Genomic DNA, 13,459 nt, shown 5'->3' with positions numbered 1-13,459 from the left:
TAAGTGACTGGGGTGAGTAAACGTAGCCAACAACGCTCCAGCTTGAAAGAGACGGGTAGAATAAGGGATACAAAACGCCATGATATTAACTTGGCTAATTCTTCTCCCCTTTATCGGTGGTCTGCTGTGTTGGCAGAGTGAGCGTTTCGGCACTAAAATGCCGCGCTGGATCGGATTGATCGCGATGGGGCTGACATTAGTTCTCACCTTGCAACTGTGGTGGCAGGGCAACTATTCACTACTTAAGCCGTTGGGGATTCCACAGTGGCAGTCTGAGTTTTCTGTGCCGTGGATCCCGAGCTTTGGTATCAGCTTCCACCTGGCACTGGATGGTTTGTCGCTACTGATGGTGGTGTTGACCAGCTTGCTGGGGGTGGTGGCAATTCTCTGTTCCTGGAATGAAATCCAGCGAAATCAGGGTTTTTTCCACCTGAACCTGCTGTGGATCCTCGGTGGGGTTATTGGGGTGTTCCTCGCCATTGACTTGTTCCTGTTCTTCTTCTTCTGGGAAATGATGTTGGTGCCGATGTACTTCCTGATTGCTCTGTGGGGGCATAAGGCATCGGATGGTAAAACCCGTATTACGGCGGCTACCAAGTTCTTTATCTATACCCAGGCCAGTGGTCTGGTGATGTTGGTTGCCATCCTCGGTTTGGTGTTTGTTCATCATAATGCCACCGGAGCCTGGACCTTCAACTATGTAGAACTGTTGAACACGCCAATGTCGCACCAAGTGGAATACCTGCTGATGCTGGGCTTCTTTATCGCTTTCGCGGTGAAAATGCCAGTGGTGCCATTACACGGCTGGTTGCCGGATGCTCATAGCCAGGCACCGACTGCGGGTTCGGTGGACTTGGCGGGGATTTTGTTGAAAACGGCGGCCTATGGCCTGTTGCGTTTCAGCTTGCCGCTGTTCCCTAATGCTTCTGCAGAATTTGCCCCGATCGCCATGTGGCTGGGGGTGATTGGTATCTTCTACGGTGCCTGGATGGCATTTGCCCAAACCGATATCAAACGTCTGATTGCTTATACTTCCGTTTCCCATATGGGTTTTGTGCTGATTGCCATCTATACCGGTAGCCAATTAGCTTACCAGGGGGCGGTGATCCAGATGATTGCTCACGGTCTTTCTGCCGCCGGGTTGTTTATTATCTGTGGCCAGTTGTATGAACGCCTGCATACCCGCGATATGCGTCAGATGGGCGGCTTGTGGGGGCGGATCAAGTATATCCCTGCGCTTTCCCTGTTCTTTGCCGTGGCCACTCTAGGGATGCCGGGTACCGGTAACTTTGTCGGTGAATTTATGATCCTGTTTGGTAGCTTCCAGGTTACCCCGGTGATCACGATAATTTCAGCTTTCGGTCTGGTGTTTGCTTCGGTTTATGCCTTGATGATGATGCAACGTGCTTACTACGGTGCGCCGAAGTCAGACCAACCGTTGCCGGGCATGAGTGCTCGTGAATTGTTTATCGTTCTGCTGTTGGTGGTGCTGTTGGTGCTGTTGGGGGTCTATCCTCAACCGGTTCTGAATACCTCAAGTGCAGCGATGGACAACGTGCAACACTGGTTTGGTCCGTCAGTTTCAGCCATTTTAACTACAAGGCCGTAATTCGCCATGACAATAACTCCTCAACAACTGATCGCACTGTTACCGCTGTTGATCGTCGGATTGACGGTGGTGGTTGTGATGCTGTGCATTGCGTGGCGACGCGACCACTTTATCAATGCTACTCTGGCTGTCGTCGGCCTTAACCTGGCACTGCTTTCGCTCTATTTTGTCGGACAAGTGGGTCCGATAGACGTCACTCCGCTGGTACGGATTGACGGTTATTCGATGTTCTATAGCGGGCTGGTGCTGTTGGCCAGCCTGGCAACCTGTACCTTTGCCTACCCTTGGCTGGCGGGTTACCCGGATAATCGTGAAGAGTTCTACCTGCTGGTATTGATTGCTACCATGGGGGGGCTGTTACTCGCCAGTGCCAACCATCTGGCTTCGCTATTCCTCGGCATTGAACTGGTTTCGTTGCCGCTGTTTGGCCTGATTGGTTATGCCTACCGCCAGAAGCGTTCGTTAGAAGCCGCCATCAAGTATATGGTGCTCTCTGCTGCTGCCTCCAGCTTCCTGCTGTTTGGTATGGCGCTGCTGTATGCCGAATCCGGTGACCTATCATTGGCGAGCCTGGGCAAGAGTTTGCAGGAACATCTGGTTCACCAGCCACTGGTGTTGGCAGGGATGGGCATGATGCTGGTTGGCCTCGGCTTTAAACTTTCGTTGGTGCCATTCCAGTTGTGGACGCCGGATGTTTATCAAGGCGCCCCAGCACCGGTTTCAACCTTTCTGGCAACTGCCAGCAAGGTTGCGATCTTTGCGGTAGTGATGCGTTTGTTCCTGTATGCGCCCGCTGCTGATCATGAAGCGCTGCGCATCGTGCTGGCGGTGATCGCCTTCTGTTCGATCCTGTTTGGTAACCTGATGGCGATTAACCAGACGAACATTAAGCGCTTGCTGGGTTACTCCTCCATCGCTCATCTGGGTTATCTGTTGGTGGCGCTGATCGCGGTACAAAGCCACGATCTGGCACTGGAAACCGCTGGTGTTTATCTGACCGGTTATCTGTTCAGCAGTTTGGGCGCCTTCGGGGTGGTGAGTTTAATGTCCAGCCCTTACCGTGGGCCGGATGCCGATTCGCTGTTCTCTTACCGCGGTCTGTTTTGGCATAAGCCTATTTTGTCGGCGGTGATGACGGTGATGATGTTGTCACTGGCCGGTATCCCGATGACGCTGGGCTTTATTGGTAAGTTCTATGTGGTTGCCATGGGCGTTAGCGCGCATCTGTGGTGGTTGACCGGTGCGGTGGTGGTCGGTAGTGCCATTGGTTTGTACTACTACTTGCGTGTGATCGTCAGCCTCTATTTAAGCGCCCCAGAAACCTTGAGACGGGATACCCCCAACAACTGGGCATTGACCGCCGGTGGGGTGGTGGTGCTGATTTCAACGGTGTTGGTACTGTTGTTGGGGCTCTACCCGCAACCACTGATTACCCTGGTGCAGATGGCAAAACCGATGTTTTGATCGTTGGCGGGTCATAACTGGACAACAAACATTAGTACAGCAGGGCAGGCCGATGTGTCTGTCCTTAATATCAATAGAGCACCCGTTGTTGGGTGCTTTTATTTTTATGCAAAACTACGATGAATGGCATCACCGTCAAGCAAGACGGAGCCGCCAATATTGCCGAGCTGAAACTGGGCGTGGAAGGGCAAGTCAACAAGCAGGTGAATCTGTGGGGCAACGTTGGCCAGCAACTGGGCAACAACGGCTACAGTGATACTGCGGTAATGCTGGGTGCTAAATACAACTTCTAAAGCGTGAACACTTTCCCTGTCTGCGGCGCTGTTTGTTAGCGTAATAGCCGCAGGCAGGGAAGGCGACACTTTACCCCCTGTTTTTGCGGCTGATTACCCATTCACTTTACGCTTGATGATCGCCCTCAATGCCCAATATCACTTCCACTTGATAGATTTTCCCCTCATCGAGCAAGGTAATCACCGGTTGTGGCTGCAGTTTACCGTCAATGAACACTTGCGTGTGGCCCTCGCCTTGGCGCAGGACTAAGCGATATTCGCTGCTTCCTTCACGGTAGGTTAGCGTAACTGGCGGCCAACCAACGGGCAACCGGGTGTTGATGGCCAGGGTATTGCCACGGCGTTTTAGCCCAAGTAGTGACTCTATGATCAGCCGATACATCCAGCCTGCGGAACCGGTATACCAACTCCAACCACCACGGCCAATATGCGGGGCGACGGCATAAATATCCGCCGTAGCAACATAAGGCTCAACTTTGTAGCGATCTGCCGCCATGCTGTCTAGGCTATGGTTGATTGGGTTAATCATGGCCATCAATTCCCAGGCGCGTTCGATATTGCCCATTTCGGCGAAGGCCATTACTGCCCATATGGCCGCATGAGTATATTGTCCGCCGTTTTCCCGCACACCGGGCAGATAACCACGGATATAACCTGGGTTCGGGCCCTTGCCATCAAAAGGTGGCGTCAGCAGTTTGATGATCCCGGCCTGGTTATCCACCAGGTGCTTATCCAACGATTGCATCGCCTGCGTACTGCGTGCAGAGTCGCCACCGCCGGAAAGAACTGACCAGCTCTGGGCGATGGCATCAATGCGGCACTCCGCGCTGTGCTGCGACCCCAAAGGTTCGCCATTGTCGAAGTAGCCACGGCGGTACCACTCACCATCCCAGGCGTGAGCGTGCAGGTTAACGCGCAGTTGTTCCGCTTGCTGTTGGCACCATTGCGCTAATTCTGGATCACTATGCTGGTGAGCCAGCTTGCCGTAGCGTTGCAGAATAGAGAACAGGAAGAAACCGAGCCAAACACTCTCGCCACGACCTTCCGATCCGACTTTATCCATGCCGTCGTTCCAGTCACCACTGCCCATCAGTGGCAGCCCGTGCTCACCCAGTCTCAGGCCATGCTTCAGCGCTCTGACACCGTGCAGATACAGGCTCTCTTGTTCGGTACTGGTACCCGGCTGTTCGTAACATGACTCTTCACCCGCTGCCAATGGGCGTGCTGTCAGATAACTTACCTGCTGTTGAAGAACGGCCTGATCGTCCGTGGCATCAAGGTAATGGCAAATAGCCAAAGGCAACCACAGGTAATCATCGGAACAGCGGGTGCGTACCCCATTGCCCTGTGGCGGATGCCACCAGTGCTGAACATCCCCTTCAATAAATTGCCGCGAAGCACATAACAGGATTTGTTCGCGTAGACGTTCAGGCTGGGTGTGTGTCAGTGCCAGCGTATCTTGCAGTTGATCGCGGAAGCCAAACGCACCACCCGATTGATAATAGCCACTGCGGGCTTGAAGGCGGCAGGCGATGGTTTGATACAGCAGCCAGCCATTAGCCAGCAGATCGACAGCCGGATAGGGGGTGGCGATTTGTACCTTGTTCAGCAGCCGGTCCCAGTGTTGCTCCACCAGGTGTAACTCGTGATGCAGCACATCTTCTTGCAGATAATGGCGTAGCAGGGCTTCGGCTTCGTCAGTATCTTGCCCCAGGCCTAGAGCGAATACCCAACTGCGTTGGTCGCCATCAATGAGGCTAATGGCAGACTGCACCGCCCCACAAGGGTCCAGACCGCCGCCGGTCTTGCCGGATAACCGTCGTAATTTCAGAACGGCAGGGTCGGCCAGCGTACCGTTGCGGCCAATAAATTCCCGCCGATCACCGGTGATTGAGCAATGTACGCCAGTCACGCCGAAGAACGCAGTGCGTGGCGAACCACTACTGGTGTAATAGTTGTTGGCGAGGATGCCGCAACCCCCAGGCACGGTTGCGCTGCGGGTCACGACATGCATTGCTGCTTTTTGGCGCGAATCACCGAGGATAAACTCCATATATCCGGTGGTAGAGAGCCTACGGGTTCGCCCAGAGGCATTGGTCAGGGTGAGCAAGAACAACTTCACCGGTGCATCTTTGGCCACCAGCACCGTCAGTTGGCTATCGATACCGCTTTCCCGGTGCTCGAACACGCTATAGCCAAAACCGTGGCGCGTCAGATAATGACCACTCCCTTTGGCGGGGAGTGGTGTAGGTGACCAAATATGCCCACTCTCTTCATCACGCAGGTAGAAGGCTTCACCGCTACGGTCACTCACCGGGTCGTTATTCCACGGGGTCAAGCGGTACTCATGGGCGTTTTCATACCAGGTATAAGCCTGACCACTTTCTGAGACCACTGAGCCGAACATCTCATTGGCAATCACGTTTGCCCAAGGTGCTGGTGTGACCCGGCTTTCGTTAACGGCGATGACATATTCGCGGCCATTTTCCGAGAAGCCCCCATAGCCGTTGTAGAATTGCAGGTTATCGATGTCAGGTAGCTGGGGTGAATGCAGGTTGTGCGGTAAACGAGTCAGGACAGCCAGCTTAGAGGCGGCGGTTGGCGGGCCTAATGGTTGCTGTTGGGTTGGTGGCTGTTGCAAACGTTGGTTGAGTTGCTCCACCAGCCCACCGCGCCGATCATCCAGATAAATCCGCGCTACGCTCAGTAGCAGGGTTCGGTCTTCCGGCGACATCAATTCGCCGGAGCGAACGAAGATCCCGCCAGGCTTGTCAGTCAGGCATGACTCCATGCCAGCGGCAATCATCCCCATGATCTGATTTTGCAGATCTTGCCGATAACCCCCGAGATCCTGATTAATAATCACCAGATCAACCTGTAGCCCTTTCAAGCGCCAGTAGTTATGTGCCTGGATCAGCTTTTTCACCAGCGCGATATTCTCACTGTCGCTGACAGATAACAGCACAATAGGCAGATCACCGGAGATGGAATAGCCCCAAAGCCCGGATTGCCCACGGCGGTTATTGATGATTTCACTGCTGGCGGCACGCATCTCCTGTGCCGGGAATACCACCGCGCTGGCCAAGCGATTAAACAGATTGGCGTCTTCTTCATTGGCATTAAGCTGGCGTAGCACTACTTGGCTGTGTGACCAGGCCAGTTCGAAAATACGGTCCGCCATATAGCGGTCACGGTATTTCTCCAACATTGCCAGGCTGCTGTCACGGTCTTCACAAACGCCATAGAAGATATCTAGCGTCAACGGTTGATTGGGTTTAAGCACCACCTGCTGGCGGATAGCCATGATCGGGTCGAGCACTGCGCCGGCGCTATTGGTCAGGGGGCGGTTCTGATGCAGCGCCTGCGGGTTGGCTGGCGTGCGACCCCGGCCGATAAATTTGGCACGATCGGTTTCAAACGAGGTCTGGTTACTGCCCCCTGGCAGGATCATCATATGCAGCAACCACGGCGATTTTTCTTGCGGTTCACGGGGGCGGCGGTGGCACAGAATGGCGTCCTGATCAGGCAGTAACTCGGTTTGTACAAACAGATTGCTGAATGCAGGATGGGCCAGGTCATTGTTGGCTGGGGCCAGTACCACTTCGGCATAGCTGGTAATTTCGATGATACGCGTTTGTTTGCCACGGTTAACCAAGGTCAGGCGGCGCAGTTCGATATCATCCTCAGGTGAAATCACCACTTGAGTTTTCACTGAAAGCATCCCCTGCTGGCGCTGGAACTCCGCACCAGCGGCGTTGAAGGTGGCGCGGTAACCCCCTTTCTCGCTTCCTCCGGTAGGCTGCCAGGTGTTACTCCACACCTCACCGGTTTGTGGATCACGCAGGTAACAGAAAGCCCCCCAGTTGTCGCAGGTGGCATCCTCGCGCCAACGCGTCAATGCCAGATCCTGCCAGCGACTATAGCTACCCCCACTTTGGCTGATCATTAGGTGATAGTTGGCATTAGACAGCAGTTGCACTTCGGGGATGAAGGAATCGACACCGGTGAATTCGCGGGCTGCAAAACTGGCCGGTGTAATGGTGCCTTCATGAGTTTCGAAGTGGCGGCGGGTGCTGTAAAGCTCAATGGCATCCGGCACCCGTTCCTGCAAAACCAGCCGGGTTGACTGGAAAGCAGGGTAGCGGGAAAAACGTTTTACCATTGGCGCATCCAACAACAGATGCGATAACGCCAGGAAGCTCATCCCCTGATGGTGAGCCATATAGGAACGGACAATCACATACAGTTGCCCCCAACTGAGGCGGGACGCGGTGTAATCCAGTGCTTCGTAGAAACCATAACGCCCTTTGGCGCCGTTTTTTTCCAGCGTCAGCAAATTGTTGCAGGCACTGTCGGGGTCAACCATCAACGCCAGTAGGGTGGCGTAAGGGGCGATGACCATGTCATCCCCCAGTCCGCGTCGCAAGCCTAATCCCGGCACCCCAAAGGCGTGATATTGGTAGTTTTGCAACACATCAAAGCCAAAATAGCCGGATTCAGAAATCCCCCACGGGACACCGCACTCTTTGCCCCAGGCAATTTGCCGTTTTACGGCCGCACGGCACATTTGCACCAGAACGGTATTGGGGTAGGCCGGCATCACCAATTGCGGCATCAGATATTCGAACATCGAACCGCTCCAGGACATCAGGGCCGGTTCTTTATTGATCAGGGTAAACAGTCGCCCCAGTGCAAACCAACTGCGCTGCGGGATTTGGTTGGTGGCAATGGCGACATAGTTGGTCAGGCGGATTTCTGAGGCCAACAGATCATATTTACTGCTGTCTGCGCGGTTTTGATCGCAGTTGAAACCGACAGTCAGCAAATGTGTGGTTTTGTCGTACAGGAAACTGAAGTCCATCTGCGCCATGTTTTCTAACCGCTGTTGCAACAGCGTCAATTGTGCCAGGCGTTCGGTAGCCAGTTGAGTCACGCTATCAAGTTGCAGTTGCTGCTCTGCTGATAGCCTCAGCTGTTTGGGCGGGTTGGCTAACCAGTGCAGGCTGGGCACTTGCTCCAGTGCCGGCAGGCTGTTGTTCAACCAATCAAACCATAAGCTCCACTCGCTGCTGAGTTCGTTGAGTTGTTGCTGAAAAGCCGCTGCCCAGCGTTGAGTCGCTTCGCCCTGTTGCCGTGCGCTTTCCTGCAGGTTTTGGCTCTCACTAAGCAGCGTATTCAGTTCAGTTTGCAGTGCTGCCGGAGGGGCATTGTTTGCCCGTTGCCACAGTTTGCGCAACTGCTGCAAGGCTTGGGGGGAGGTGGCTCCCCAGTGCTGCTCTAGCAACAACAGGGTGTCATCAAGCCCGCCAAGCAGGCGTGACGGGTCGACCACCGGTTGATTAGCCAACGGCGGTAGCCCGGCACTCAATGTCAGTAGATGAGCAGCGAAGTTACCACTGTCCACGCTGGAGACATAGCGCGGGCTCAGGGGTTCCAGTGTCCGGGTGTCATACCAGTTGTACAGATGACCCCGGTAACGCTCCATACGCTCCAGTGTGCCCAAGGTCAGAGTAATGCGCTGTAAGGCACCACTGAGGGTGAGATAACCGAAGTCATAGGCGGTGAGATCCGCCAGCAGCGACAGCCCGATATTGGTGGGCGAAGTACGATGGGCGATCATCGGCTCCGGGATCTCCTGGAAGTTATCCGGCGGTAACCAATTCTCTTGTTCAGTGACAAAGGTGGCAAAAAACGCCCAGGTTTCGCGGCTGGTCTGGCGCAAGTAGCGGCGTTGCGTAAGGGTGAGGGCAGCTTTAACTCGCAGTGGCTCAAGGCTGAGGTGATAAAGCAGGAACGGCGACAGCACCCACAAAATGGCTAATGGCAGTGCGAGCAATATAGCGATCGCGCCAGAAAACGCCGCCAGTAGCAAGAGCAGTACGCCAGCCAACGGGTTGAACCATAGCTTGCAGTAGTAATTGGCCAGCGTGACCGCCTGGTGCTGTTGGGATTGAGCATAGCTGCTCCACTCTTGCAGACGATGTTTGCTCACCAGTAAACGCCACAGCGTGATAGCAATGGCCTTCAGGCTGTAGAGGGCTTCATGGGGTAATTCGGTTAGTCGTAGGCCAACCTGCGCCAGCCGGTGTAGTGATCCTTTGAGTTTCAACTGTAAATGCTGGCGATAAGGCTGGTGCGGCGGTTTGCGTACCCCATCTTGCAACAGTGCCAGCAGCGTGGGTAGCAGCAGAATAATGGCGAAGACAGCAAACCAGTAGCCGGTATCCGGTAACCAGCCAATGCTAAGGAACAACAGCAACAGTAAACAAGGGGAGACCAGGCTACGGCGCAGGTTATCCAGCAGTTTCCAGCGCGATAGGTGGCTCAGCGGATTGGTTGCACGGCTGCCATCCTCAGTGACCACCTGGGGGCGCAGCCAGTTGAGTAATTGCCAGTCGCCACGGATCCAGCGTGAACGGCGCGCCACGTCCACCAGATAAGTGCCGGGATATTGCTCATAAAGCAACACATCACTGAGTAAACCCGAGCGGGCATAGCAACCTTCCAACAGGTCGTGGCTCAAGACCAGATTTTCTGGGAAAGAGCCTTGCAGACTGTGGGAAAAGACATCGACGTCATAAATCCCTTTACCAATAAACGAACCTTCACCAAACAGATCCTGGTAAATATCAGAGGAGATCTGCGTGTAGGGGTCATTGCCCGGTGTGCTGCTACAGAGTGCCGCATAGTGGCTCTGACCATAAGTGGGGATCTCTTCTGCCATTCGTGGCTGCAGGACAGCATAGCCAGCCACTACCCGATTGTGTGTGGCATCGTATTGCGGTTGATTCAATGGGTGTGCCATAGCAGCAATCAACTGATGGGCGGTTTCACGCGGCAAAATGGTGTCGCTATCGAGCGTAATAACATATTTAACGGTTTTTAACTGCGTTAACCCTTGCCCTATTTGGCTGGAAAATCCATTACTTCGATTGCGTAGCCAATCATTCAAGGCATTCAGCTTGCCACGCTTACGTTCCAACCCCATCCAGGTTTGCTGCTTTTCATTCCACAGGCGTTCCCGGTGGAACAGAAAGAAGTGACTGGCACCTTCGCTGCTATAGCGGGTATTCAGCTCGTTGACCTTTTGGCTGGCATAAGCCAGTAACTCGGTATCATCCGCCTGGTGTTGCTGTGCGGCATCATTAAAGTCGGTCAGTAAGGCGAAATGCAGATGCGGCATCGAATTGCCCAGATAACAGACTTCCAACGTATTGATCAGTTGGTCAATATTCGCTTTATGGCTGATCAAGGTCGGGAACACCACCAGGGTGCGGTATTTTTCCGGGATGCCGTTGGAGAAATCGAGCCTGGGTAGCGGTTTTGGTGAACAGTTACGGCTGGTAGTTTCACTGAGTAAGTTGACCATCAACTGACTGACCACGACCACTAATGGGCAGATCAGCAGCAGCAACCCCCAAGTGATGCCGGTGTGATAAGTATGGTGCAATATCACGGCACAGGCTGCGGTAGTGAGCAGGCTGAGGCTACCGACCCAAGAGAGCAGCGGGTACTGATTGAAGAGTTGACTGATACGGCTTATGCGCCCAAAACGGACCTGGAGTTGTTGTTCCAGTTGTGGGCGGCCATCATCAATCAGGTAATAGCCGATATGGTGCGTTCGTGGGTTGCTATTGGCCTTTTCAGCGGCGGCCCGTGCCATATTTAGCGCCTGCTTTGCCACTTGGACCTCACTATGCGGGCACTGGCGCGCGAGGGTTTCGATCACATGGCGATAGTGGTCACGGGTATTGAAATGCATTAATGGGTAGATGCCTGCGGGGTCTTCACTCAAAGTATGGTCAACGTGACTCATGGCTTCGACAAATTCCGCCCAATCCATTTCGCTCAGTTGACGCAGACCCGCAATACTGTTGCTGACAGAGAGTTGATTAGAGGCCAACTGCTGGTTGAAACGATGAATCAACTCATCTGAGGTCAAGCTGACTTCCGCCAGGCGTTGTTCAACCCAGGTCAGTGGTAGCGCCAACATGGTGCCATGGCCCCGTAGGCGACGGGCCAGTTCGGCCACGAAGGCACTGGTGCGCGGCGGGTTAGAACGCGCCATATCGGCAATGACGATAATCAAGTTGGCGGGGTCGTTTTTTGCCGACTCGAGCATTTTAGTCACCCAGCTATCCGCCAGATTGCGTTCCTGTTGCACCTGGGCTACTTCTAACGCCACTCGGCGTAAGTTTTCAATCAGTGCCAGCCTGAGCATACCGGGCAACGCCCAGAGTTCCCCCAGCGTTAAATTCACTTCTGTCTGGTAGGCGGCAATATAGCGCATCAGGCTTTCGGCATCCCAACGCCCATCACCATGAGCAATCGCCTCGGTGGCGATATCGTAAATCCGTGGACAGTTGTGTGGCACCATCAACCGGGGCAACCAGCGGCCAAAGGTTTTTGGCAGATGATGGCGGACCACGCGAATTTGTTCTTCAATCAGGTAAAAATTGTCCAGCAGCCAATCGCCTGCGGGGGTCATAATGCTTTTCTTGCCGTTGCTTAATTGGCGGCAACTTTCCGCCAAAACCTGTTCGTTATCATTAAGGCGTTTGAGCAAATGGTAGGGGGATTTACCGCTTGCCAGTTTATGTGAACGAGCCAGGCGTTGACCGTAGCGTTCCATTTGGTCGATAGAAAATAGCTCGGCTTTGATGTTGCTGGCGGGAAGGATGTCGGCAACCGCCTGGTGATGCCGTGATAGCCACCGGGTGACTTTGGTGTTTTTTTGGGTGTTTTTCAACCAACCTATAAATCTTTCTTTCATGTAAAAGCTCCTTGCATCTGACCAAAAGGGCTGGTGGCATTAGCGCGGGAAGGCTGTGAGCATCATTTTTAACCCTTAATTTGATCTGGATAGGGTTAATGGTGATGGGAACCCGGTAGCCAACGCGGATCCCGTCTTTTTCTCGAGCTTGTTTTTTAATCAAAATAATTATTTTTAATAAACAATCGTGTTGTCAGCGCATTGATAAATAGACACTATTTTTCCGCCCCTAAATGCTGATTTGCCGTATAATTCCCCCCGACGAGTCTGGTGAATGAGGTGGTAGTGAAACAACTTTCGGGATTGCTGCGGCAGCTAAGCCAGCAGTTGGAGCAGGACTTTCCCTTGGAAGCCGGATTTCGGCAGATCACCATGGCGGTTCCCGGCCACCTGACTGTGCGGTTGTTAGAGTGGCTGGCGGCACAGCGTCTGTTCCCCCAGTTTTACTGGTGCCATCGCGATGGGATGCAAGAGGCGGCGGTATGCGGTTCAGCAAGACAATTTGCCGAACCTGCACAAGCACAGGCCTTTGTTGATGCTCACCCGGGAGCCCGTCTCTGGGGGCTTAATGCTTTCGACGGTGATGCACTGTTGCTATTGCCGCGCTTGGAAATTTTCAGTTGTAAAGGCAAAGGCGAACTGACGCTTAATCTGTTCTCTGAACATGCGCTGCAAGAAGACGCCAGGGCCGCACGAGCCTGGCTGGGAAAGCTATTGGTGGCAAAACCGATCGCTGGTTTACAGGTGAAAGTGCGTTCGGTGCAACATCAACCGGTACGTTCCGGTTGGGAAATCATGCTGAGCGATGCGCTGAAAGCGATAAAAAGTCAGCAGATGGATAAGGTGGTATTGGCTCGTAGCTCGTTGTTAACGCTCGAGAGCCCGTTGTTTGCGCCAGCGTTGATGGCCGCCAGCCGTAGGGTGAATCACCAATGTTACCACTTTATGCTGCGCATTGATGCACATTCCGCTTTTCTTGGCTCCAGCCCTGAACGACTATACCGGCGTGAAGGGCATCATCTGTCCACCGAAGCATTGGCCGGAACGGTGAGTAATCACCAGGATGAACAGCAGGCTGAGGCATTGGCACAGTGGTTGCTGCAGGATAGCAAGAACCAACAAGAGAACTTGCTGGTGGTGGATGATATCTGCCAGCGTCTGCAAGGTGGTGCCAATGCGGTGGACGTCTTGCCCCCTGAGGTGGTGCGCTTGCGCAAAGTGCAACATCTAAGACGGCGTATTGAAGCACAGCTCAATGGCAGTAATGATGCCGACTGCCTGCGGCGGCTCCAGCCTACGGCGGCAGTGGCCGGCTTGCCT

At 53.9% G+C, this 13,459-nt stretch carries 4 protein-coding genes and 1 pseudogene; 4 read left to right on the top strand and 1 reads right to left on the bottom strand.

The window, feature by feature from the left end; all coding sequences use genetic code 11:
• The first annotated feature begins 79 nt into the window (after positions 1-79).
• The 3 genes and pseudogenes from nuoM to IO95_RS24290 all read left to right on the top strand — a co-directional run.
• Positions 80-1,609 (top strand): NADH-quinone oxidoreductase subunit M, encoded by a 1,530-nt coding sequence (gene nuoM / locus IO95_RS16840; RefSeq protein ID WP_023491579.1) that lies wholly within the window; start codon positions 80-82, stop codon positions 1,607-1,609.
• Positions 1,610-1,615: 6 nt separating this feature from the next.
• Positions 1,616-3,073, top strand: a complete 1,458-nt coding sequence (gene nuoN, locus IO95_RS16835; RefSeq protein WP_023491580.1) for an NADH-quinone oxidoreductase subunit NuoN — start codon at positions 1,616-1,618, stop codon at positions 3,071-3,073.
• Positions 3,074-3,186: 113 nt separating this feature from the next.
• A pseudogene (locus IO95_RS24290) lies at positions 3,187-3,366 on the top strand (autotransporter outer membrane beta-barrel domain-containing protein); the annotation flags it as partial.
• Between the two features lie 106 nt (positions 3,367-3,472).
• Here the strand turns inward: IO95_RS24290 and IO95_RS16830 are convergent.
• Positions 3,473-12,139: a GH36-type glycosyl hydrolase domain-containing protein gene (locus tag IO95_RS16830; protein WP_023491583.1), complete on the bottom strand. Its 8,667-nt coding sequence runs from the start codon at positions 12,137-12,139 to the stop codon at positions 3,473-3,475.
• A gap of 285 nt (positions 12,140-12,424) precedes the next feature.
• Between IO95_RS16830 and IO95_RS16825 the strand changes: the two genes are divergently transcribed.
• A partial coding sequence (locus IO95_RS16825; RefSeq protein ID WP_037386243.1) for a chorismate-binding protein occupies positions 12,425-13,459 on the top strand: 1,035 nt, incomplete at its 3' end.

Source organism: Serratia sp. DD3 (genome assembly GCF_000496755.2).
The sequence above is the reverse complement of the archived record's forward strand: the minus strand, read 5'-3'. Positions and strand labels throughout refer to the sequence as shown.